Here is a 23,654-nt window from a genome sequence, read left to right as displayed (position 1 = left end):
GAGGACCGCACGTGAACGCGCCGTGTCGGCAGCGTGGCAGCCAGCGGTAAGCTGTTGCCATGTCCTCAATTTCTTTGTCCAGCCTGCTCCCCACGCCCGTCACATGGGAACATCGCCAGCAGGCATTTGCATTGCCTGGCGACATCATCTATCTGGATGCCGCCTCGCGCGGCCCGCTGCTGCGCGCGGTGCACACCGTTGCGCATCAGGCGGTGGACGCACTGGCCACGCCGTGGCGGCTGCCGTTCGATGCCTGGCTGCAGGACATCGAGCGTTTGCGTGCGCTCGCTGCCGGCCTGTTCGACGACGATGCCGACGGCGTGGCGATGCTGCCCTCGGCCGCACACGGCCTGGCGACCGCCGCGCGCAATCTGCCGTTGCAACGCGGCGAGGCGGTGTTGCTGCTGGACGGCCAGTTCCCTTCCAACCTGCTGATCTGGCAACGCCGCTGTGCCGAGGTCGGTGCACATATCGTGGCGGTGTCCACGGCCGGTGGCGATGGCCTGACCGAGGCGGTACTGCAGGCCATTGCCGACACCGCGGCGCTGCGCATCGTGACGTTGCCGCATGCGTACTGGCTGGATGGACGACAGCTCGATCTGGACCGCATCAGCGCCGCGGTACACGCACGCGGCGCGGCGCTGGTGCTGGACCTGAGCCAGAGCCTGGGCGTGCTGCCCACCGAGCTGCCGCGCTGGCGGCCGGATTTTGTGGTCAGCGTCGGCCACAAATGGCTGCTCGGGCCGATGGGACTGGCCTGGCTATGGGTGGCCCCGCAATGGCGTGCGCGGGGCGTGCCGATCGAGGAGCACTGGATCGGCCGCGATGCCGGCAGCAGTTGGGAATTCCCGGTCGCCCAGGCACCGTCCTACCGCAGCGGCGCGCGGCGCTTCGATGCCGGCGGGGTTGCCGATCCGTTGCGGATTGCGATGGCGACGGCGGCATTGCAGCAGTTGGCGGCCTGGCGCCCGGCGCGCATCGGGCAGGCGCTGGGCGCGCTCACCGCGCAGTGGGATGCGGCGCTGCAGGCACGCGGTCTGGGCAGCTGGGGCACGCCCGCGCACGCGCCGCATCTGACCGCCCTGCAGCCGCCGGCACACCGGCTGGAGGCCGTGGCAACGGCATTCGGCGAACGCGGGGCGATCTGCACGCGGCGGCATGGACGCCTACGTATCGCACCGCACCTGAGTGTCACCGGTGATGCGCTCTCAGCCCTGATCGCAGCGCTGCCAGAGCCATGACGCAGCGCCCGTAGGAGCGGACCCGGCCGCGACGGGGCGTGACCGAAAGATGGCATCATCCCGGTAACGCCTGACAACGCTCGATAACGCCCCGTCGCGGCCGGGTCCGCTCCTACGTGGTCAGGCGCGTTGGCTGAGACGCAAGCCGCGCGGCGTGACCCAGCGCTCCAGGCCTTCGAACACCGCCTGCACGACCAGCGCGAGTACCGCTGCGGGAATCGCGCCTTCCAGGATCAGGCCGATGTCGTCCAGGCGGATGCCGGTGAGGATCGGTTGGCCGTAGCCGCCTGCGCCGATCAAGGCGCCCAGCGTGGCGGTGCCCACGTTGATCACCGCCGCGGTCTGGATGCCGGCCACGATGGTGCGACGCGCCAGCGGCAGCTCCACCCGCCACAGGCGCGTCCACGCCGGCAGCCCGATCGCCTGGGCGGTCTGGCGCAGCTCACGCGGGATGGCGGTCAGCCCGGCATGCGTGTTGCGAACGATCGGCAGCAGGCTGTAGAGAAACAATGCGGCAATCGCCGGTTTGGCGCCGATGCCGAACAGCGGAATCATGAAGACGAACACCGCCAGCGACGGCAAGGTCTGCAGCACGCCAGTCAGGGAGAGCACCACCTGCCCGAGCCGCGGCCGCCGCGCCGCCAGCACGCCCAGCGGCAACGCGATCAGCAAGGCAAACCCCAACGAGATGCCGACCAGGGCCAGATGCTCGCGCGTATGCCGCAGCAGGCGGCTGATGCGCGAGTCGTCTGCGGATGCGGGCGCCACGCCCAGCCATCGCGCCGCCACGGCCGCCTCGGACTGACGCTCCAGCTTCACCTGCGCGTTGAGCCGCTGCATGGTCGCCTCGTCGATGCGCCCCTGCAGCCCCTGCAATGCGTTGAGCATCGCCGGTGAGCGCTGCGCCAGGTCCTTGCGATACAGGAACACCGCCTGGTAATCGGGAAAGTAATGGCGGTCGTCGCGCAGCACCTGCAACCGGTAATACGGAATTTCCGCATCGGTGCTGTACAGATCGGTGACCTCGATCGCCCCGCTCTGCAGCGCGCGATACGCCAGATCGTGATCCAGCCCGGTCGCCGTCTGCGGCAGTGCATACGCGGCGCGCACGCCCGGCCAGCCATCGGCGCGCTGCATGAATTCGTTGCTCAGGCCGATCGTGAGCGATGGATGCCGCGCCAGATCCGACATCGAGGCGATGCCGAGCGCCTGCGCACGTTCAACGCGCATGCCGAAGGCATAGGTGTTCTGGAAGCCGAGCGAATCGGTCATCGCCAGCCCGCGCGCGTCCAGTGCGGCGCGCAGTTCGGCCTGGCTGGCCTTGGGCAGCTGCAGCAGTTCCTGCGCCAGCGTGCCGGTGTATTCGGCGTACGCGTCGATCTGCCCGGTCTCCAACGCACGCCACAGGATGCGCGTGCCACCGAGCTGCGCGCGGTGTTGCACGTCCACGCCGTCGCGCTGCCCGGCGGCGGTGGCGATCTCGCCCAGCAGCACGGCCTCGGTGAAGTTCTTCGAGCCGATCGTCACCTGCGTGGCCTGCGCACCGACGCTTCCGATCAGCAATGCAATGGCGAGCAGCACGCGCCCGCTCATGCGGCGTCGCCGATGCTGCGCTGCGCAGTGAGAAAGCGCTGCACGAACGGATCGGCCGGCTGTTCCAGCAGGCTGCGCGCACTGCCCTGCTGCACCACCTGGCCGGCCCGCATCAGTACCAGGGTGTCGGCCAGGTAGGCCGCTTCGGCAACATCGTGCGTCACCAGCACCACGGTCTTGCCGAGCTGGGCGAATAGCGCGCGCATCTGCGCCTGCAGGTCGTAACGCACGATCGGGTCGAGCGCGCCCAGCGGCTCGTCCAGCAGCAAGGCCGGTGGATCCAGCATCAGCGCACGGATCAAGCCCACGCGCTGGCGTTGACCACCGGAGAGCTCGGCCGGATAACGCGCCAGCAGCTCCGGCGGCAACTGGCATAGCGCGCACAAGGTCTGCAGGCGTTGATCGATGCGTTGCCGCGTCCAGCCCAGCGTCTGCGCCAGCAACACCACATTGCTGCGTGCATCCAGATGCGGAAACAGCCCGCCTTCCTGGATCACATAGCCGATGCGCTGGCGCTGCGCCTGCAGGCTGGCGCGTTGCAGCGGCGCACCATCGAAGGCGACCGTGCCGCTGTCCGGCCATTCCAGCCCGACCAGCATCCGCAGCACCGTGGACTTGCCGGCGCCGCTGGGGCCGATCAAGGCAGTGGTGATGCCGCTGGCGAAATGCAGCGAGACCGCGTCAAGGGCAATGGCCTGGCCGTAACGACGGCTGACCTGGTCGAGAGTGAACATGCGCTCGAGCTTGCCGAACGCAGCGTCAGACGCGCGCGAAGGTGCGCATCAGCGCGGCGGCGCCAGCAATTCGCGTGCGCTCAGGTAGCCGTCGCCGTTGGCGTCCTGCCGCGCAAAACGCTCGATCAGCGTGGCGCGATGCGCGGCGCGGGTGATCGGCTTGCCGCGTCGGCCAGGCAGTTCGTCACCCTGCAACACGCCGTCGTGGTCCAGGTCGCGCTGATCGAAGGCGTAGCTCATCCACGCCAGGTATTCATCGCGGCCGACGCGGCCATCGCCATCGGTATCCATGCGCTGCAGATACTGCTGGCTGTCCTGCACCTGGGCCTGGGCCTGCGCGAACACGGCCGGCCCGCACACACCACAGGCCATCAGCAGGCTACGCATGACCGGACCACGCGCTCCGCGCGCACGCACATCAGCCCGCGTGCCGCCATGCTCACGACCCACTCAGCGCATAACCCTTCAGCCGCGCCGCATAGGCCTGCAAGGCGGCATTGCCGCTGGCTTCGGCCTCGTGGCACCACTGCTGCAGATGCTTGAGGCGTTCGGACGCATCGTGGCTGCGCGCCTCCAGCACGGCGGTCAGGCGTGCGCGGTACTCCACCAGCGTGCGCATGCGCGGGCGCTCGGCCACCCAGTGCTGCAATTGCGCACGCGCATCGGGCTTGAGCCAACGCCCGTCATCGACCAGGCCCTTGCGCAGGCGCCGCGGCAGCAACTGCCGCAGCTTGGCGCCGGTGGCTGCGGCCTCTTCGCGCAGCGCCGGGGTGAACACATTGCGCTGGTAGTCGGTCATGGCCTGGAAGCGATGCGAGAGCAAGGCCTTGAGCGTGTCGGCATCGGGCACGGCGATGTTGGGGCGGATGTCCAGCGACGGCGCCACGCGCAGCACCTTGGCCAGGCCGATCGCCTGCAGCCCGCGAATGGCGACCCAGCCGATATCCAGCTCCCAGCGCCGCATCGAGAACCGCGCCGAACTCGGGAACGCATGATGGTTGTTGTGCAGCTCTTCGCCACCGATCCACAGCGCCCACGGCGTGAGGTTGGTGGAGGTGTCGGCCGATTCGAAATTGCGATAGCCCCACCAGTGGCCCAGGCCGTTGACCACGCCGGCGGCCCAGAACGGAATCCACGCCATCTGGATCGCCCATAGCGCGATGCCGGGCAAACCGAACAGCACCGCGTTGATCACCAGCAGCGCGATCGGGCCGGCATTGGCATGCGGGGTGTACAGATGCCGTTCGATCCAGTCGGTGGGTGCGCCCTTGCCGTACTGCTCGATGTCGGCACGCTGCGCGCGCGCTTCGCGGTACAGCTCCACGCCACGCCAGAACACCTGGCCGATGCCCTTGGTCTGCGGGCTGTGCGGGTCTTCCTCGGTCTCGACCTTGGCGTGATGCTTGCGATGGATCGCCACCCATTCGCGGGTGATCATCGAGGTGGTCAGCCAGGTCCAGAAGCGGAAGAAGTGCGCCACCACCGGATGGAAATCCACACCACGATGGGCCTGGCTGCGATGCAGGTACAGGGTCACCGCGAAGATGGTGAGCTGGGTGAACACCAGCAGCACCGCCAGCATGCCCCACACGCCCAGCCCGGCCACGCCGGAGGTCAGAACGTCGATGATCGGGTCGGACAACATCGGCATCTCCACAGCGGCGCCATCGGGTTGGGTCGATGCAGACATGATGGGGGCGATGGCGGCAAACTTCACCCTTCGGATGCGTAGGGTGCGCCCTACATTCCTAAAGCGGTTCACACGCCTCCTTTCCCCACTGCGCCTGATGTCACCCGTATGACGGTTACTGCCCAGATGTCCACCGATCCTGCTGCTGTTGCGAACGCCACCCCGTTGATCGAGCTCGACCAGGCCAGCGTGATGCGCGGCCAGGTGCGTGTGCTGCATGCGCTCAGCCTGCGCATCGCGCTGGGGCAGCACACCGCCATCCTCGGCCCCAATGGCTGCGGCAAATCCTCCTTCATCAAGCTGATCACCCGCGAGCTGTATCCGCTGGTGCGCGCCGATGGCCAGGCGGCGGTGAAGGTGCTTGGGCAGACGCGTTGGCAGGTGGATCGCCTGCGCTCGCAGCTGGGCATCGTCACCGGCGATCTCAGCGTCAACCTGGCCGACATGCCGGGGCTGGACGTGGAAAGCGCGGTGCTGTCCGGTTTCTTTGCCAGCTATGTGGTGCCGCCGCATCGCGAGATCAGCGACGCCATGCGCGCGCGGGCACGTGAGGCATTGGCCCTGGCGCGCGCCCTGCCGTTGCTGGACCGGCAGTTTGCCGAACTGTCGGCCGGCGAAACCCGCCGCGTGCTGATCGCGCGCGCACTGGTCAACCGCCCGCAGGCGCTGCTGCTGGACGAGCCGTCCACCGGCCTGGACCTGGTGGCGCGCCAGCACCTGCTCGACACCATGCGCCACCTGGCCCGGCAAGGCATCACGCTGATCCTGGTGACCCATCACATTGAGGAGATCGTGCCGGAGATCGCGCGGGTGATCCTGTTGCGGGCCGGCACCGTGGTGGCCGACGGTCCGCGCGATGCGCTGCTCACCGATGCCAGCCTATCGGATGTGTTCGCCGGCCCGGTGCGGGTGCAGCGCGACGGCGAGCGCTACTGGGCGACGGTGGGGGAATAAGCGCGAGGCCAATGCGGCGGTCAGCGTGACGGCGTTGTCGGAGGCAGGCGCCAGCCACGCTCCGGCCCACGTCAACGCGATTGCCTGCTCACGACCGCCCTGGCGGCATGCAGGCCTGAGCGGCATGTGTGGGATATCTGCCCGGTGGCAAACACACCTGACCGCCCTCCCGGCATGACCTTGGACACGGGACGCGGTCGCGGCGGCTGCGCTTAGACTCGGCGCACGCACAGATCAGGAGTCGTCCCGATGGCCCAGTGGTATTTCCATGTTCCCGGACAGGCCGATCGCATCGGCCCACTCGACGACGCCAGCGCCCGCGCGTATGCCCAGCGCCAGCCCGACGCGCTGGCCTGGCGCGACGGACTCGATGGCTGGACGCCGGCCCGCCAGCTGGCCGAGCTGCAGGGCGGCGGCAGCCTGCCGCCCCCGCTGACCGGCGCGGCCGGGCGTGCCGACGAGATCGACTACCGCATCGTCGGCAACGACATGCAGTTCGTCGAGGTCGAGCTGGACCCGGGTGAAAGCGCCATCGCCGAGGCCGGCGCGCTGATGTACAAGGACGCCGCAGTGCAGATGGACACCGTGTTCGGCGACGGCTCGCATGCCGGCCAGAGCGGCGGCGGCGGGCTGATGGGCAAGCTACTGTCGGCGGGCAAGCGCGTGGTCACCGGCGAGAGCATGTTCACCACGGTGTTCACCCATGCCGGCAGCGGCAAGGCCAGGGTCGCATTCGCCGCGCCCTATCCGGGCACGGTGCTGGCGCTGCGCCTGTCCGAGCATGGCGGGCAACTGATCTGCCAGAAGGACAGCTTCCTGGCCGGCGCGCGCGGGGTGTCGTTGGGCATCGCGTTTCAACGCAAGATCCTCACCGGCCTGTTCGGCGGCGAGGGCTTCATCATGCAGAAGCTCGAAGGCGACGGCTGGGTCTTCGTGCATGCTGGCGGCACCGTGGTCGAACGCGAGCTCGGCCCCGGCGAACGCATCGATGTGGATACCGGCTGCGTGGTCGCCTATCACGCCGGCGTGGACATGGACGTGCGCCGCGTCGCCGGCCTGAAGAGCATGTTCTTTGGCGGCGAAGGCGTGTTCCTGGCCACCCTCACCGGCCCCGGCAAGGTCTGGCTGCAATCGCTGCCGTTCTCGCGCATGGCCGGGCGCATGCTGCAGGCCGCCCCGCAGGCCGGCGGCCAGCAACGCGGCGAAGGCTCTGTGCTGGGCGGCCTGGGCCGGTTGCTGGATGGGGACAACCGGTTCTGATGGGGTGAAGCGGCAGGCGGGTGTACTGGCACCCTTCTCCCGCCGGGAGAAGGTGGCGCGTAGCGCCGGATGAGGGAACGGACGAAGCCTGCTGCGGTCGCATTCCCATGTGGCATCGCTCCGTACCCTCACCCCACCCCCGCTCGGCGCGGCCCGCGCTTGCGGCGCGGGCGCTCCAAGGCACGTGCGCCATGGCGCGCAAGCAGTGCCTTCTTGCCCCGCGGGGAGAGGGCTCTGGTTCCGTGCTGCGTGCAGGTGGCTGCGGTCATCGCACGAATGAACCGGCTCGCCCTTCTTGCCGGGACCAGGAGTGCAACGCCTGCAAACGATGCCGTTCTGAGTAATCTCCACTTACGCCAACCATCAGCGCCACAGTGATGGCACGCGTGTATTCTCCCTCGCCTTTCCCATCGACATTTCCGCCATGACCGCGCTCCGCCGCCCCCGCCTTCTCGCCCTGATGTCCTTGCTCGGCCTGCTTTGCGCCTGCGGCAGCGAGCCACGTCCGGCGGCACCGGCGCCGCTCGTGCAAACGCCGTCTGCCGGCGCGCCCAAGCCGGTGAAGATCGGCGTGGCGCTCGGTGGTGGCGCGGCCAAGGGCTTTGCGCATATCGGCGTGATCAAGATGCTCGAAGCCAACGGCTTTGCGCCGGTGGTGGTGTCGGGCACCAGCGCCGGCAGCGTGGTCGGGGCGCTGTATGCCAGCGGCATGGATGCGTTCCAGATGCAGGAAAAGGCCGTCGCGCTCGACCAGACCAGCATCCGCGACGTGCGGATCTTCTCCGGCGGCCTGGTGCAGGGCCAGAAGCTGCAGGACTACGTCAATGCGCAACTGGGCGGCAAGCCGATCGACAAGTTGCGCAAGCCGTTCGCGGCGGTCGCCACGCGGCTGGAAGACGGCGAACGCACCGTGTTCGTGCGCGGCAATGCCGGCCAGGCGGTGCGCGCGTCCAGCAGCATTCCCGGCGTGTTCGAGCCGGTGACCATCGGCCAATACCACTATGTGGACGGCGGCGTGGTCAGCCCGGTACCGGTGGACGCCGCGCGCCAGCTCGGCGCGGAATTCGTGGTGGCGGTGGACATCTCCAGCAAGGCCAGCGGCAAGAATCCCGGCGACCTGCTCGGCACCGTCAACCAGTCGATCTCGATCATGGGCCAGCGCCTGGGCGAGGCCGAACTCAAGCGTGCCGACGTGGTGATCCGCCCCAAGGTCAGCGACATCGGCTCGGCCGATTTCAACCAGCGTGGTGCGGCCATCCTGGAAGGCGAACGGGCCGCGATGGCGGCAATGCCGCAGATCCGCGCCAGGATCGCGCAGTTGCAGGCGCAGCGCAGCAGCGCCACGCGTACTGCCGCCGAGCAGGCTGCCGCCGCCAAGGCGGACGCGTATCGGCGCTGTCTGGAACAGCGCTCGCGCTGGCAGAAACTGCGCGGCAAGGACGAGGCCTGCGTCGCGCCGTGAGGCCGATGCAGTGCGAGGAAATGCGGAAGTAGTGCGGGTGCCACGCACGGCCAGGCGAGCCATGCGAGCGGGTGTGGCGTGCCTGTTTGCGATGCGCACTTTTACGCCGATGCGTGGGGCGACTGCGGTATTGCTGCTGTGTCGATGTGCCGGGCGGGGTCGCGGCCGGGGCCGCTCCTACGAGGGCGCGGCGTTTTGGGGGACTGACGGCATGCCGGTGGGTCGCGGCCTGGGCCGCTCCTACGAGGTGCGGCGTTTTGGGGACTGACGGCGTGCCGGGTGGGTCGCGGCCGGGGCCGCTCCTACGGTGACGTCGGGTGCAGTGGTCAACGGTGCGGCCAGGGCAGCTCGTGTAGGAGCGGCCCTGGCCGCGATGCCTTACCGGTAAAGCATCCGCATCATCGGCAACGGCAACGGCTCAATAGCGCCAACGCAACGACACGCTGACAAAGCGCGGCTCGCCGTAGTTCTGGTAATCCAGGTTGGCCCAGTAGCGCTTGTCGAAGGCATTGCGTACCGCCAACGTGGCGGTCCATTGATCGCTGATGCGGTAGTTGGCGTTGAAGTGCACCAGTGCATACGCGTTCTGCACCACCGTCACCGGCGTGGTGGCGCCGGTGCCGTCGCCGGTGGGACGCGCGATGTTGAAGCCGCGTACCGCGCTCTGCCAGCTGACGCCGCCGCCGATGCTCAGGCGCTCCCAGGCACCGGGCAGGCGCAGCTGCGTGGACAGCTGCAGGTAATCCTCGGGCAGGTTGGCGTAGATCGCATCGGTGGGCGGGCGCGTCACCTTGACATGGGTAAAGCCGGCATTGACGGTCCAGCCGGGCAGGATCTCGCCGTTGACATCCATTTCCCAGCCACGGCTCTTGGTGCCGTTGATGCCGATGTAGGCCGAATTGCCGTCCGGCAGCGAGGATTCCGGCTGGGTCATGTCGCGCACGGCGAAGTTGTCCTGCTTGGCCTCGAACACGGCGGCGGTGGCCATCGCATGACCGTCGAACACCTGCGCCTTGATGCCGGCCTCCAGGTTGGAGCCTTCCACCGGGGCGAGCAGGTTGTTGTCCTTGTCGCGGAAGTTCTGCGGATTGAAGATTTCGGTATAGCTGGCGTAGAGCGACACGTCCGGCACGATGTCATAGACCAGCCCCACGTACGGGGTGACTTCGTCGCTCACCTCGTAGCGGCCGCTGGTGCCGGTGTAAGCGCCGCTGGTGCTGAAGGCCTGGGTGCGGGTTTCCCAGGAGCTCAGACGGGCGCCGGCGATCAGCGACAGCGGGTCGGCCAGGCGGAAGCGTGTGGAGGCATACACGCCGCGCTGGGTGGTACGTGCTTCGCTGCGGCGGCCGTTGCGCGTATAGGTCACTTCGGAGATATCGCCATCCCAGTTGCGGATGTTGGGGATGAAATAGCAACGTTCGCCATCGCAGGTGGCCCAGTCATCGGGATAGGTCTGCGCGACGCCGTAGGAGGTCGACTGCAGATCCTGCCAGCTGCCGCCGACCACCACATCGTGCTGGCGGCCGAACAAGGAGAAACCGCCAGACAGGTACACGTCCACGCCGTCGCGCGCATCGCTGGTTTCGCCGGCGGCAGTGCGCAGGAAGATGCCGCTGCCATCGGCGGCCGGATAGCCGGTGCCATAGGCGCGCAGGCTCTGCACATCGCCCTTGGTGTGCGCGTAGTTGACGCGCAGCAACCAGTTCTCGCCGAAGCGCTGCTCGAGGTTGGCGAAGGCGGTGCTGGTCTCGCGCTGCCAGCGGCTCCACGTGGGCGCCATGTTGGTCGAACGCGGCAGGTTGGCCGGCGACCCATCGGCAGCGAAGAACGGCACCGTGCCCCAGGTCGAGCCGACGGGGGTGTTGTCCTGGCGCTGATACCCGACAGTGAGCGTGGTGCTGTCGGTCAGGTCGCCTTCCAGCACCGCCATGCCCGACATCTTGTTGTCGTGGTAACGGTCGTAGTAATAGTCGCGGTCCTGCCAGGCCGCCACCACGCGGCTGCGCCAGCGTCCGTCGTCGGTCAGCGGCGCATTGACATCGGCCTGCATGCGGCGGAAATCCCAGGTGCCCGCGCTCACCGCGAACGAGGCATCGAAGTCCTTGCCCGGGCGCTTGCGCAGCAGGTTGACCGTGGCCGAGGGAATGCCGGCGCCGGTGAGCAGGCCATTGGCGCCGCGGATCACCTCGATGCGGTCATAGAAGACCGTGTCGTATTCCTGGTTGGTCGCGCCGCTGTAGGTGGGCAGGCCATCGACCTGGAAGTCGGTGATCTGGAAGCCGCGTGCGTAATACAGCGGGCGCTGGGTGTCGTAGAACGACACGTTGACGCCGGTGACGTTGCGCATCACATCGTCGATACTGAACAGCGATTGCTCTTCCAGCCGCTGCAGCCCGATCACGCTCACCGATTGCGGGGTTTCCTGCAGGGTCAGCGGCAGGCGCGTGGTGGTGGCCGGCTGTGCGCGGCTCACCGCGCCGTTGACGTTGACCTGGTCCAGCGTCTTGGCGTTGCTTGCATCGGCGGCATCGGCGGCACGCGCAGCACAGGGCGTCAGCGCCAACGCGCACAGCAAGGCAGCGGACAACGTGGCCAAAGGGGGGGAAATCGCGGGCATTGGAAGGTTTCTCATCGATCGGTGCGGGACGCGTGGCGTCACGGGGCAGGAAAGCGCAGGCATGCGCGGCGCGTCCCACTCGGGCGACGAGCTGGCTGGCCCTGCCGGGCTGGCGGATCGACGAGAAGACATGCCGGACGCCGCCGGATGTTACGTAAATGTAAATCGTTTGCGTTTGAGAGGCAAGTCACAGTGCGTGCGTGACTGTCCTGCAACCGGCCGGATCAGCCCAGATGCGAGAGCGGCAAGCCTTCCGGCGCTTTCACCGTGCGCAGCACGAAGCTGGAATTGACGTCGGACACGCCGGTCGCATTGAGCAGGTGGTCGAGCAGGAAGCGCGAGAAATGCTCCAGGTCGCGCACCTGGATCTGCAGCAGGTAATCCATGTCGCCGGTGAGCGCCCAGCAGGCCACCACCTCGTCCCAGCCGCGCACGCCCGCGGCGAAATGTTCGATATCGGCCTGGCCGTGCTGCTCCAGCTGCACCCGCACGAAGGCCTGCAGCCCCAGCCCCAGCGCCCTGGCATCCAGGCGCGCGCCGTAGCCGGCGATGATGCCGGCCGCCTCCAGCCGCTGGGTGCGGCGCAGGCAGGCCGAGGCCGACAGATTGACCTGCACCGCCAGCTCCGCGTTGCTGCTGCGGCCCTGCGTCTGCAGCAGCGCGAGCAGCCGCAGATCGGTGCGGTCCAGGGCGATTGGCTGGTCCATATGTTGCGCAGCAGCAGTGGATAACGCACGAATCTTGCGCCTGAAAGACTTGGGCACGCAAGATTTGCAATCCCGTTGCGTGGCCGTCGGGCTAAGGTGAGCGCTGATCATCGGGAACCGCCGCCGCATGAACACCGCACCGCAACGCGTCGAAAACCAGCTCACCGACAAGGGCTATGTGCCGGTCTACACCACCGCCGTGATCGAGCAGCCGTGGGAGGGCTACAGCGCCGACGACCACGCCACCTGGGGCACCCTGTATCGCCGCCAGCGCGCGTTGCTGGTGGACCGCGCCTGCGACGAATTCCTGCAGGCACAGGATGCAATGGGCATGGGCGAGACCCACATTCCGCGCTTCGATGCGCTCAATGCGGTGCTGCAGGCGGCCACCGGCTGGACCCTGGTCGGCGTGCAAGGCCTGCTGCCGGAGCTGGATTTCTTCGAGCATCTGGCCAACCGGCGCTTCCCGGTGACCTGGTGGATCCGCCGCCCCGAGCAGATCGACTACATCGCCGAACCGGACCTGTTCCATGACCTGTTCGGGCATGTGCCACTGCTGATGAATCCGCTGTTTGCCGACTTCATGCAGGCCTATGGCCGTGGCGGGGTCAAGGCACACGGCATCGGTGCGGACGCACTGCAGAACCTCACCCGCCTGTATTGGTACACGGTGGAATTCGGCCTGATCGCCACGCCGCAAGGGCTGCGCATCTTTGGTGCCGGCATCGTGTCGTCCAAGGGCGAATCGCTGCATTCGCTGGAATCGCCGGCGCCCAACCGGATCGGCTTCGACCTGCAACGGATCATGCGCACGCGCTACCGCATCGACAGCTTTCAGAAGACCTACTTCGTCATCGACAGCTTTGCGCAGTTGATGGACGCCACCGCACCTGACTTCACCCCGATCTATGCCGATCTCGCGCAGCAGGCGCAGGTGCCGGCCGGCGCGGTGCTGGACACCGATCGGGTCCTGCAGCGCGGCAGTGGCGACGGCTGGAGCACAGGCGGCGACGTCTGAGGCTGCACCGACTCGACACCACCGCCGAGCCGGACTATGGTCGACCCTTCCCACACCGCCCTCGCTCAATGGACCTGACGCAGCTTCGCATCCGGCGTTTGGAGCTGGACGACACCCGCCTGCTGTTCACCCTGGCCAACGGCATCCGCATCGACGAGCCGATCCAGGCGCATCGGTTGTTGTTCAAGGCAGCGCCGCCGCAGCGTGCGCAGTGGCAGCTCACCGACGACGGCTTCGGGGTGAACTGGCCGGCAGTGGCGCCCCCCACGGCAGACGGGTTGCTCAACATGCCCGAGCTGTTGTGGCGCCGGCGCAGCGCACGCGCGCAAACCAAACTGAGCGCGCTGCGCGGACGCATGGATGCCCTCTCGCCGGGCGAGCGCGAGCTGGTGGCCTTGGCACGGCTGGATGCGGACATGAGCGAGAGCGGCTATGCGCGCTACTTCGACCGCTGGGATGCCGCCACCCGGCGCGATGCCTTGCAGGGGCTGGGCGCGATGGGCGCGGCACAGGCGCGCCAGGCGATCGAAGGCCTGGGCACGGTATTCGAACGCCTGGAAGAAGACCCCAACCTGCTCAGCATCGAAGACATCCTCGATGCCATGAGCGAGACCGACCGCCAGCGCGTGGATGGCTGGGAAGAGGTCTACTACCGCCGCTGTGGCGAACTGGCCCGGCTGGGGCTGACCCACTATGGGGTCGACAAGGCCTGAGGCGGATGGGATGCGGCGGAGATACTGCTAAGTCATTGACACGTGACTAAATGCGACTCCACACCGGCGATTCTTATGACATGGCCCGAGAGTGACGCACCCCGAGTGGGCTACCTGCATTGGTGTCAGCGTGCCGACACTAGACAAACTGAAAACGGCGTTCCCGGTCGGGGCAATCTTGAGTCCGCCACTCCGCTTCCAAACAAGGTGGCGGACGGCGCGCGGTTGGAAGACCGGCCCAAGGGTCGGCGAGCCTCACGGCCCCACGCACCACCCGCCATAAAGCTGAAGAGCACACCCCACTACCAGTTGCAGACTTAATAAAAATGCGTGCATCGACGCTTGTGCGCCTTGGATTCCGAGCTTCGACATTCGATTGCTGGATATGTCCCCAGCGATATTATATTTTTTCCATCCACCAGCACTGTCAAATTAAATGAATTCTTAGCTCATCCTCTATCCATCCAAGCACATAACAACTGAGCTATGTACCGCTACCTTGAATTGCGTTCGAACGGATCTTTGCGCCAACCGTTGCTTCAACGATCTTGTCACGCAAATCGTCAATTTTGTCTTGCTTAATGATAGGGATATCAATCTTCCTTGCTATCGCTTCAAGATTTTTTTTATTCGGAAAATTCTCTATTAAAAAATCCTGAGCCTCCTTTCGTGAAGAGAAAGAAATTAACATTTTAACTGAACTAAATAACATTTCTTCGTCTTCTGATATTTCGAAAAACACATCATCTTTTACCTTCCTTCGCACCAAACGAATTTCCAGGTTGTAAGAAGGATCATTAAGACGGCCGAATTCATCTTCGGACATTGCAGCCAAAGCCGCCATTAATTTATGAAATGCCGGGTAACCACTAAAATCTTTTTTTGTCATAAATCACCCAGTGAAACTTCTGAAACAAATTCCTCTACAAAATCCTCTAGCTCATTCACGACATCGGCGTGTGTACCAGCGGGATAATTATTTAAAACAACGGGCAATAGATTCTGAGGAGCATCAGCAAAAATTGTTTTATTTTCCCTCAAATATGCCTTGAAAGTCTTTACCCCAAGTCTGTTTGTCTGCGATATAAACTGTCTCTGAGCAGAGATTGGCTGCCCATTCTTGATCTGGATCATAGTAAAAACAACGCCCATTATTTCGGGAGAGATCTCATCAACGTCTCCATCTAACTGTGCATACTCATTAAATTCTCGAACCAAATCTTTTACGCTTTTACTAAGATAGTCGATACCTAGGGTAGAAAGATAATCCGGCTTTGCGGGGATTAATATCTTCTGCGCTGCTACAATCGCGTTCTTTGTTACAATATTGAAGTTAGGCGGGCAATCTATTAAAACAATATCGTAATCGGACGTCTCTGCCAACCGGTGAATGGCCTCTCGCAGCTTTCCATGAACTTTAATGTAGTTTCTCTTAGTCTGCTGAATATTGACGCCACCCAGCAGTGTGGCCAACTCAAGATCAACATTAATAAGCCCCAGATGTGAACATATCAAATCTATTTTTCCTCCATTGCTACCCACCTTTGAATTAACCACTGAAGGGGTTATTACAAATGACTCAAGTGGGGGAGGCTCTGATCCTGAACTAACAGCATCAAACCATGACTTGATTGTTTTATCCGACTTGTAGTCATCATTCCAATCATCAGGCGTAACAAAAGAAAAAGTCAGACTAGCCTGAGCATCAGTGTCAATCAACAGTACTTTATTGCCCAAATGAGCCAACTCGGCCGCCAAGTTAGACGTGACGGTCGTTTTACCAACTCCGCCTTTATAGTTAATAACCGCAACAATATCCATAACCCATCTCCTTAAGTAACACAACCCTATAGTTTTACACCTTTGAATTTCCGGCAATTAGTTAGCTATTGACGCCCCCCTAAATTCGTTTTTACTTTCCGTCTAGATACGTCAGCAAAATCACCAGATCTTCCTCGCCGGCCTGCTGCAAGGCGTGCGTACTTCCCGGCCGTGTCAGCAGCGCATCGCCTGCAGTGACTGCGTATTGCCTGCCATCCAGCGCATACAGCCCACGGCCGCTGACGATGTAGTAGATCTCGTCCTTGTCGTGCAGGTGCAGGCCGATGCCGGCGCCTTTGTGCAGCACGCGCTTGCGCAGCACGAATTTCAGGTCGGGCGCATCGGCGAAGAACGGATACGCCGTGGTGGGGCCGGCGCCGCCGTGCGGGCCGGGTTGTGGGCGTGCCAGGTCGCGTTCGTGTACCACCAGCGAGGGATGCGCCTGCGCCGCGCGTTGGGCAGCGGTGTCCGCGGCAGCGCCGCAGTCGGCATCGCGGCGCAGCGGTGCTGCGAGACCGGGTTGCAGCTGCACCCAGCCCTGCACGACCAGGCACGCCACGGCCGTGGCGCCAGCGCGGCTGAAATGGGTGCCATCGGCCTTGCCCTGTTCGGGAACGAACAGGAAATAGGGTCTGGCCGCCTGTTCGCCGAGGGCACGGATCCAGGCGCTGGAACTGGCGTTGAGATCGATCAGGCCGACGTGTTCCTGCGCGGCAACGTGCTGCATGGCCAGGGTGTAGCGGCCATGGGTGTCGAGCAGCGCGCCGAAGTCGTAGAGCAGGCGGGCTGCGGGGGTGATCAGGATCGGCGTGGCGCCCTTGTCGCGCGCGGTGGCGATGTAGCGGCGCAGGAACTGCGCGTAGTCGGTGGCCGGATCGGTGTAGCGCGTGGGGTCTTCGCGTTTGGCGTCGTTGTGGCCGAACTGGATCAGCAGGATGTCGCCGGCACGGAGGTCCTTGGCGATGGCGTCCAGGCGCCCTTCGGCGATGAAACTGCGGGTGCTGCGGCCGCCCTTGGCATGGTTGCGCACCTGCCACTGCGCCGGGTCGAACCACTCCTGCAACACCTGGCCCCAGCCGGCTTGCGGCGCGCGCTCTGCACCGTATTCGGCAGCGGTGGAATCACCGGCGATGAAGATGCGATGTGGGTCGGCACGGGCATTATTTGCGCAGAGCAGCAGCAATGCGAACAGCAACAGACGCATGGTGGGCTCCGGTAAAAAATGCTAAGTGCGCGACGCTGTTCCTTCTCCCATCGGGAGAAGGTGCCCGAAGGGCGGATGAGGATGCGGCGGCACAGGAAATGTTGGACGGCCATACTGTCGTCTCAAGCCTTTCAAGCCTCCCCGTTCAGGCCAGCTGTCTGCCGCCTTACCCTCACCCCAACCCCTCTCCCGGCGGGAGAGGGGCTAAAACGCAGTGGCCCATTACGCAGCTGCTGCAGTGGCTTCGGGCTTGCCCAGCACGCCGGCGACGAAGGCGCGGATCTCGGCGTCCTGCGCATTGTCGAAGAAGCACTGCTGGAAACGCTCGCCGCCCACGGCCTGCTTGATCAGCTCCGGGTCGATGGCGCGCAGGCCGTCCAGGTAGGACTTGGCGGTGGCCTGCTTGACCTGGGTCAGGATGCCGGCATTGGCGGCCTGCGATTCGCGACGCTCGGCCGGGTAGCCCAGGCCACGCTCGCCGCTGAAGGCCTTTTCGAAGATGTAGCGCACGTTGATTTCCGCGCCCCAGCCATAGCCCTTGGCGAATGCCAGCGACAACGCGTTGCCGTTGTTGACCTGGGCGAACAGGTAGGCGTCGGTCGGCTCGATGCAGTAGCCGCAGAACACGCCCGGATGCGCATTGAGCGACATCATCGCGCCCTGGCCGGTACCGCAGCCGGCGACGACGAAGTCCACGGCCTTGGAGTTCAGCAGCAGGCTGGCGACGATGCCCAGGTGGATGTAGGTCAGGCGATGGTCGTTGTCACCGTCCATGCCGACGTTGAAGACGGTGTGGCCCTGCTCGCCGGCGACCTCGTTGAGCTGTTGCAGGATCACCGGGTTCTTGCCGGCCTGACTGAACTCGTTCATGAGTGCGATTTTCATGGGAATGCTCCGATTGGGTTTGGGACGTTGTTTCGAATGTGGATGTGGAATGTGGCTGGTGTGTGCGCTTGGGTGCTGTCTTGATCCGCTTTCCAGTGCTTGTCAGGGAAGGATCAAGACGCTGACCGACAACGGACGAAACGTTACGGGGCCTGCAGCGCGCCTCTGGTCGATGTACGTGCCTGCCGGCCCTCATCCGCCCTGCGGGCACCTTCTCCCGGAGGGAGAAGGAATGACGCAATGCCTGAAGGAAAGCGCATTTTCCTCAGCGTGCCAGCCAGCCGCCGTCGACCGGAATGATGGCGCCGTTGACGTAGTCCGAGGCGCTGCTGGCCAGGAACACCGCGGTGCCGCCGAGGTCGGCCGGCACGCCCCAGCGCGCGGCCGGGATGCGGTCCAGGATGGCCTTGTTGCGGTCCTGGTCGGCACGCAGCTGGGCGGTGTTGTCGGTGGCCATGTAGCCGGGCGCGATGGCATTGGTGGTCACGCCCTTGCTGGCCCATTCGTTGGCCAGCAGGCGGGTGATGCCGGCGATACCGGACTTGCTGGCGGTGTAGGACGGCACGCGGATGCCGCCCTGGAACGACAGCATCGAGGCGATGTTGATGATCTTGCCGCTGCCCTGGGCGATGAAATGGCGGCCGGCGGCCTGCGCCATGAAAAACGCCGACTTGAGGTTGACGTTCATCACGTCGTCCCAGTCCTGCTCGCTGAAATCCACCGCGTCGGTGCGGCGGATCAGGCCGGCGTTGTTGACCAGGATGTCCAGGCGACCCAGGCCGTCCAGCGTTTCCTTGAGGATGCGCTCGACCGGCTCGACGCTGATCAGGTTGGCCTGGATGGCGATGAAGCGGCGGCCCAGGCCCTTGACCAGTGCTTCGGTCTCGGTCGGCGCCTGGATGCCGGCGGCGGCGATGTCGGCGCCGGCCTGTGCCAGTGCCAGCGCGATGCCCTGGCCCAGGCCCGTGTTGGCACCGGTGACCAGTGCGACCTTGCCTTCGAGACTGAACGGATTGCTCATTACCTTATCGCTCCTGCTGGATGTGCCACGTTGGATGGGTGCATGCGAGCGCGCGCTGCGCGGCCGATGGCTTGGGTGGGTCTGTCGCGTTGATGCCGCCATCGCATCGACGCGGTGATGGCGTTGCCTGTATGACGGCCTGCACGCCGGGCCTTACTTGAGCTGGCAGATGTCCAGCACGTGCATGTCGGTGTAATCCAGGTTTTCGCCGCCCATCGCCCAGATGAAGGCGTAATTGCTGGTGCCGGCGCCCATGTGGATGGACCACGGCGGCGACACCACCGCTTCGTTGTTCTGGATCACGATGTGGCGCTGCGCCTCGGGCTCGCCCATGAAGTGATAGACGCGGTCGTTGGCGCCGAGATCGAAGTAGAAATACACCTCGCTGCGGCGGTCGTGCAGATGCGGCGGCATGGTGTTCCAGACGCTGCCCGGCTTGAGCACGGTCAGGCCCAGCAGCAGCTGCGAGGACTGGCAGGTGGCCGGCACGATGTATTGGTAGATGGTGCGCTCGTTGCTGGTTTCCAGCGCGCCGCGGTCCAGGGCCACGGCATCCTTGATCGAGAGCTGCCTGGTCTCGAAGCGCGCATGCGCCGGCGTCGAGGCCAGATAGAACTTGGCCGGGTTGGCGGCGTCGTCCGAAGCGAAGCTGACATCGGTACTGCCCATTGCCACGTACAGCCCATCCTTGGGGCCAAGCGTGTAGGCGGTGCCGTCCACGGTCACGGTGCCGGTGCCCGCGCCGACGTTGATCACGCCCAGCTCGCGGCGCTCCAGGAAGGCATGACCGGCGGCGGAGGCCGGCTCGGTCTGCCTGGGCAGTTCCAACGCGGTGCCGAGCGGCGCCGCGCCACCGAGCACGAAGCGCTCGTAGTGGGTGTACTTCAGCGTGACCGCATCGTCGACGAACAGGCCATCGAGCAGATAGAGCTCGCGCAGGTCGTCGTTGCTGGCGCCCTTGATGGCGTCGGGATGGGTGGCGTAGTGGGTCTTGCAGTACAGGGACATGCGCGATCTCCGGTGCCAAGCGCGGGGGGATTGGCTTGCACCCGGCCATTCTACCGGCACTGGTTAACCGGTGTCATTGCGCAGTGCACGATGGGGATTCGACGGTGCGGCGGCCCCCCTCACCCCAACCCCTCTCCCGCTGGCGGGAGAGGGGCTTCACGGCAGCGATCGGCGGACTGCCTTCCCCCGCCCGCCTGCGGGGGAAGGTGCCCGAAGGGCGGATGGGGGCAAGCCGTTGGCCGAACGCGCCAGTCGTTCTCACCCTGATGGTCACGACGCCCTGCAGGGTGGAGCGGCGTGTCGGGGGTGCGGCTTGAACGGTGAGGGGTTGTTCTGGCGCGTTTCTGGCGCATGCCTACGTTGCGCTTAGATGGCTGCCTGCCGCCCTGACCTCACCCCAACCCCGCTCCCGCAGGCGGGAGAGGGCTTCACGGCAGCGATTGGCGGACTGCCTTCCCCCGCCTGCGGGGGAAGGTGCCCGAAGGGCGGATGGGGGCAGCCGTTGGCCGAACGCGCCAGTTGTTCTCACCCTGACGGTCACAACGCCCTGCAGGGTGGAGCGGCGTGTCGGGTGTGCGGCTTGAACGGCGGGGGTGTCCTGTCGCGTTTCTGGCGCATGCCTACGTTGCGCTTAGATGGCTGTCTGCGCCTTGCCCTCACCCCAACCCCTCTCCCGCGGGTGGGAGAGGGGTTTCACGGCAGCGATTGGCGGACTGCCTTCCCCCGCCTGCGGGGGAAGGTGCCCGAAGGGCGGATGGGGGCAGCCGTTGGCCGAACGCGCCAGCTGTTCTCACCTCGACGGGCGCACTGTCCTGCAAGGTGGAGCGGAAGCCAGCACCGCGTGGGCGCGACGCGCGGCCCTCAAATCTTCCGGCACGGCATGGCGCGGCGCTCAATCTTCCGGCGGTTGGCAGGAGTCGCGCACGATCAGGTGCGGGCGCACGCTGGCGGTGGGCAGCTGGGGGGCATTGTCGGGCTGGATCAGCATCGCCGCGGCGGTGCGGCCGGTGTCGCGGGTGTGGCGGCGCACCGAGGTCAGCGGCGGCCACAGCCGGGAGGCCAGCGAGCTGTCGTCGTAGCCGATCACCGACAGCTGGCGCGGGATGCTGATGCCGGCGCGCAGCGCCACCTTGTAGATACCGGCGGCCATTTCGTCGTTACCGGTGAAGATGGCGGTGGGGCGTTTCTTGCCCAGGAGCAGCTTTTCGGCCGCGGCCACGCCCGATTCGAAGGTGTAGCCGGCTTCGACGATGCGCTCGGGTGGCAATTCGATGCCGCGCCGGGTCAGCGCATCGGCAAAGCCGGAGGTGCGCTCGATCGAGGACCGGTAGGCGCTGGGGCCGGTGACCAGGGCGATGTCGCGGTGGCCGAGCGAGAGCAGGTAATCGGCCGCCTCGGCGGCACCGTCGCGGTCGTGGGTGATCACCGTCTGCGAGGTGGTGTCCAGCGCGACCGAGGCGATGCGGGTGTAGCGGCAGCCGATCTCGGCCAGCATGTCGGCCAGCGCCTGGTCCTCGGAGGCGCGCGGCACCAGGATCACGCCGTGCAGCTTCTGCGCCTGGGCGAAGCGGCGCACGCCTTCGATGTAGCCGGGGCTGCGGCTGTCGCAGGGGTGCACCACCAGCTCGAAGCTGGAGCCGCGCAGCGCGTCCAGCGCGCCGTACTGCATGTCCACGATGTATTGCGCGGTGGGGTTGTCGTAGACCATGCCGATCAGGAACGAGCGCCGGAACGCCAGCCCGCGCGCCAGCGGGTCCGGCGCGTAGCCGACCTCGCGCATCAGCGCCTCGACCTTCTCGCGGGTGTCCTGCCGCACCAGCGGCGAGTTGTTGATGATCCGCGAGACGGTCTTCTTGGAGACCCCGGACATCCGGGCGATGTCGTTGATCGTGGCTACCTTGCCCTTCGGCAGGCCAGGCATTCCCTCTTCGGGCATCTTGCGGGCGGGCATAGCGGTCAACCGTTCGAGTTGAATGGATTCTACCGGCCAGCGGGTCGGCAAGCCGTCGCAGGCTTGCCGATGTCCCGCATCCGCAGCACCGGACGCGCCGCGGCCCGGTGCGCCGCGACATGCCCGCCAATGCAGAACGGTCAGTCCAGGGCGCGGTAGCGGAAGTTGCGGAACTCCACCTGGCCCTGCCCGGCGGCATACAGCGCCGGTTTCAGGGCCAGGAACTTGCCGGCCACGTTGTGGTGGTAGCCGGACACTTCCATCTGCACCGGGTACTTGGTCCAGGTGGTGCCGTCGGTGCTGCTGTGGATGGTGACGATGTGGCGGTTGTTGGTGACGCGCAGCCACACGCTGCCGCCGGTGCTGCTGGGCGCCAGCTTGGCCGGGCGCTCCTCGCCGTAGCGGTGCATGACGAACTGCTCGCCATTGCTGCCGACGCCGGCGTAGAGCTTGTCGCTGTAGAACAGCAGCGCCCCGCCCTGCCCGCCCGGTGCCACGGTCATCTGCACTTCGAACTGGTAGGCCTGGTCGGTGGCGATCACGGTCAGCGGCGAGGCATCGCGCGGGGCGCTGCCCTTGCCCTGCAGGCGCAGCACGCCGTTGCCCACCTGCAGCCGCTTGGCCTCGTCGGCGGCCGGGTTGAAGAAGGACCACTGCGGGCCCAGCGTGCTGGCGCGGAAGTCGTCCGACAACGCCAGCCCATGCGGCAGGGCCTGCCCGCTGGGCTTTTTCAACGGCGTGCCCAGGTCGCCGCCCTTGGCGACGAACCAGCCATCCGGGGTCCACTCGATCGGGTCGAGCAGTGCCTGCCGGCCCAGGGTCCAGTAGCCGTGTTCGTAGCCGTGGTAGAGCATCCACCAGCGTTTGTCGGTGCCTTCCACCAGGGTGGCGTGGCCACGCGACCACCACGGCTCGTCGGCGCTCCTGGTGCGGGTGATCGGATTGTTGGGCGCGTTCTGCCAGGGGCCGTGGATCGAGCGCGAACGCGCGGTGATCACCATGTGCCCGGTCGGCGGGCCGGCGGTGCCGCCCACGGCGGTGGTCATGTAGTACCAGCCGTTGTGGCGGGTGATCTTGGGGCCTTCCTGCGCGTAGCCTTCCACGTCCCAGCTTTCCGGATATTTCCAGCCGTCGTAGACGTGCTTCGGGGTGCCGACCACCTTCAGGCCGTCGTCGGACAGCTGCACGTAATCGCCGCCACTCAGGAACAGGTAGCGCTTGCCGTCTTCGCCCACCGCATGGCCGGGGTCGATGTACTTGCCCAGGCCGATGTCGATCGGCTTGCTCCACGGGCCGTTGATGTCGTCGGCCCAGACCACGAAGTTGCTGCGCTCGCCCTGGTCGCCGCGGCGCGCCGGGAAGTAGATGTAATAGCGCTTGCCGTGCTTGATCAGGTCCGGCGCCCAGATCGCACCGACGTTCTGGGTGATGGCGTGGCCCAGCGGCTGCCAGTTGACCAGGTCGCGCGAATGCCAGATCGGCAGGCCCGGATAGGCATCGAAGGAGGACAGCGTGAGGTAGTAGTCCTGCCCGTCCTTGAGCACCGACGGGTCGGGGTGGTCGCCTGCCAGCACCGGGTTGAGGAAGGTGCCGTTGCCCTGGTCGGCGACGCGCTGATGCTCGATGCCGCGCTTCCAGTCGGCCGCGGCACCGAGCCCGGCGCACAGCAGCAGGCCGCTGGCCAGCAGCCAACGCCATCGGGATGAAGTGATACCTGTACGCATGCTCTCTCCTGTCCCCGATCCCGGGGCTTGGCGGCAACCGGTGGGCAATGC

At 65.8% G+C, this 23,654-nt stretch carries 20 protein-coding genes; 6 read left to right on the top strand and 14 right to left on the bottom strand.

Features of this window, described 5'->3' with window-relative positions; translation table 11 throughout:
- Nucleotides 1-59: 59 nt before the first annotated feature.
- Complete coding sequence (locus H7A86_RS00925; RefSeq protein WP_119130114.1) at nt 60-1,241, top strand: aminotransferase class V-fold PLP-dependent enzyme; 1,182 nt, start codon at nt 60-62, stop codon at nt 1,239-1,241.
- Between the two features lie 120 nt (nt 1,242-1,361).
- On the opposite strand, the gene H7A86_RS00920 is transcribed toward H7A86_RS00925, so the two are convergent.
- Genes H7A86_RS00920 through H7A86_RS00905 form a run of 4 tightly spaced genes read right to left on the bottom strand, consistent with a single transcriptional unit; the run spans nt 1,362 to nt 5,213 of the window.
- Nucleotides 1,362-2,834 carry an ABC transporter permease/substrate-binding protein gene (locus H7A86_RS00920; protein WP_119130113.1) on the bottom strand — a complete coding sequence of 491 codons (1,473 nt, stop codon included), beginning with the start codon at nt 2,832-2,834 and terminating at the stop codon, nt 1,362-1,364.
- The gene (locus H7A86_RS00915) at nt 2,831-3,568 is read right to left on the bottom strand and encodes an ATP-binding cassette domain-containing protein (protein WP_119130112.1); all 738 of its coding nucleotides are present in this window, start codon (nt 3,566-3,568) and stop codon (nt 2,831-2,833) included. Before H7A86_RS00915 ends, H7A86_RS00920 begins: the two co-directional genes overlap by 4 nt.
- A gap of 48 nt (nt 3,569-3,616) precedes the next feature.
- Nucleotides 3,617-3,955 carry an EF-hand domain-containing protein gene (locus H7A86_RS00910; protein ID WP_104650422.1) on the bottom strand — a complete coding sequence of 113 codons (339 nt, stop codon included), beginning with the start codon at nt 3,953-3,955 and terminating at the stop codon, nt 3,617-3,619.
- A gap of 52 nt (nt 3,956-4,007) precedes the next feature.
- Nucleotides 4,008-5,213 carry a DesA family fatty acid desaturase gene (locus H7A86_RS00905; protein WP_104650437.1) on the bottom strand — a complete coding sequence of 402 codons (1,206 nt, stop codon included), beginning with the start codon at nt 5,211-5,213 and terminating at the stop codon, nt 4,008-4,010.
- A 153-nt stretch (nt 5,214-5,366) separates the two neighbouring features.
- Between H7A86_RS00905 and H7A86_RS00900 the strand changes: the two genes are divergently transcribed.
- From H7A86_RS00900 to H7A86_RS00890, 3 genes are all read left to right on the top strand, one after another.
- Nucleotides 5,367-6,212: an ABC transporter ATP-binding protein gene (locus H7A86_RS00900; RefSeq protein ID WP_119130111.1), complete on the top strand. Its 846-nt coding sequence runs from the start codon at nt 5,367-5,369 to the stop codon at nt 6,210-6,212.
- A 249-nt stretch (nt 6,213-6,461) separates the two neighbouring features.
- Complete coding sequence (locus H7A86_RS00895) at nt 6,462-7,472, top strand: TIGR00266 family protein (protein ID WP_119130110.1); 1,011 nt, start codon at nt 6,462-6,464, stop codon at nt 7,470-7,472.
- A gap of 424 nt (nt 7,473-7,896) precedes the next feature.
- Nucleotides 7,897-8,934, top strand: a complete 1,038-nt coding sequence (locus H7A86_RS00890) for a patatin-like phospholipase family protein (RefSeq protein ID WP_119130109.1) — start codon at nt 7,897-7,899, stop codon at nt 8,932-8,934.
- A 418-nt stretch (nt 8,935-9,352) separates the two neighbouring features.
- Here the strand turns inward: H7A86_RS00890 and H7A86_RS00885 are convergent, their stop codons facing one another.
- Nucleotides 9,353-11,551 carry a TonB-dependent siderophore receptor gene (locus H7A86_RS00885; RefSeq protein ID WP_119130108.1) on the bottom strand — a complete coding sequence of 733 codons (2,199 nt, stop codon included), beginning with the start codon at nt 11,549-11,551 and terminating at the stop codon, nt 9,353-9,355.
- A gap of 224 nt (nt 11,552-11,775) precedes the next feature.
- Nucleotides 11,776-12,258: an Lrp/AsnC family transcriptional regulator gene (locus tag H7A86_RS00880; RefSeq protein ID WP_104585793.1), complete on the bottom strand. Its 483-nt coding sequence runs from the start codon at nt 12,256-12,258 to the stop codon at nt 11,776-11,778.
- 127 nt (nt 12,259-12,385) lie between these two features.
- Here H7A86_RS00880 and phhA point away from each other — a divergent pair, with 127 nt between their 5' ends.
- Together phhA and H7A86_RS00870 are read left to right on the top strand one after the other, a co-directional pair.
- A complete protein-coding gene (gene phhA / locus H7A86_RS00875; RefSeq protein ID WP_119130107.1) occupies nt 12,386-13,276 on the top strand; it encodes a phenylalanine 4-monooxygenase in 891 nt (296 codons plus the stop codon).
- 68 nt (nt 13,277-13,344) lie between these two features.
- Nucleotides 13,345-13,989: a DMP19 family protein gene (locus H7A86_RS00870; protein ID WP_104585797.1), complete on the top strand. Its 645-nt coding sequence runs from the start codon at nt 13,345-13,347 to the stop codon at nt 13,987-13,989.
- A gap of 484 nt (nt 13,990-14,473) precedes the next feature.
- Here H7A86_RS00870 and H7A86_RS00865 read toward each other — a convergent pair whose 3' ends face one another.
- The 8 genes from H7A86_RS00865 to H7A86_RS00830 form a co-directional block, all read right to left on the bottom strand.
- Nucleotides 14,474-14,878: a hypothetical protein gene (locus H7A86_RS00865; protein WP_147421290.1), complete on the bottom strand. Its 405-nt coding sequence runs from the start codon at nt 14,876-14,878 to the stop codon at nt 14,474-14,476.
- The gene (locus H7A86_RS00860) at nt 14,875-15,810 is read right to left on the bottom strand and encodes a ParA family protein (protein ID WP_119130106.1); all 936 of its coding nucleotides are present in this window, start codon (nt 15,808-15,810) and stop codon (nt 14,875-14,877) included. Before H7A86_RS00860 ends, H7A86_RS00865 begins: the two co-directional genes overlap by 4 nt.
- 91 nt (nt 15,811-15,901) lie before the next feature.
- On the bottom strand, nt 15,902-17,014 hold the full coding sequence (locus tag H7A86_RS00855; RefSeq protein ID WP_180707990.1) for a GDSL-type esterase/lipase family protein: 1,113 nt from the start codon (nt 17,012-17,014) through the stop codon (nt 15,902-15,904).
- Between the two features lie 222 nt (nt 17,015-17,236).
- Nucleotides 17,237-17,899, bottom strand: coding sequence for an RpiB/LacA/LacB family sugar-phosphate isomerase (locus H7A86_RS00850; RefSeq protein ID WP_119130105.1), 663 nt, complete (start codon nt 17,897-17,899; stop codon nt 17,237-17,239).
- A gap of 265 nt (nt 17,900-18,164) precedes the next feature.
- Nucleotides 18,165-18,920, bottom strand: coding sequence for a 2-dehydro-3-deoxy-D-gluconate 5-dehydrogenase KduD (gene kduD, locus H7A86_RS00845; RefSeq protein ID WP_115675601.1), 756 nt, complete (start codon nt 18,918-18,920; stop codon nt 18,165-18,167).
- Nucleotides 18,921-19,073: 153 nt separating this feature from the next.
- Complete coding sequence (kduI, locus tag H7A86_RS00840; RefSeq protein WP_104585805.1) at nt 19,074-19,928, bottom strand: 5-dehydro-4-deoxy-D-glucuronate isomerase; 855 nt, start codon at nt 19,926-19,928, stop codon at nt 19,074-19,076.
- 892 nt (nt 19,929-20,820) lie between these two features.
- Nucleotides 20,821-21,879 (bottom strand): LacI family DNA-binding transcriptional regulator, encoded by a 1,059-nt coding sequence (locus H7A86_RS00835; protein WP_024939515.1) that lies wholly within the window; start codon nt 21,877-21,879, stop codon nt 20,821-20,823.
- 140 nt (nt 21,880-22,019) lie between these two features.
- Nucleotides 22,020-23,603: a family 43 glycosylhydrolase gene (locus H7A86_RS00830; protein ID WP_104650413.1), complete on the bottom strand. Its 1,584-nt coding sequence runs from the start codon at nt 23,601-23,603 to the stop codon at nt 22,020-22,022.
- Nucleotides 23,604-23,654 lie beyond the last annotated feature (51 nt).

The sequence above is a fragment of the Xanthomonas euroxanthea genome (assembly GCF_903989455.1).
In the GTDB taxonomy this organism is placed as follows: Bacteria; Pseudomonadota; Gammaproteobacteria; order Xanthomonadales; family Xanthomonadaceae; genus Xanthomonas; species Xanthomonas euroxanthea.
This window is presented reverse-complemented; position numbering and strand designations above follow the sequence as displayed.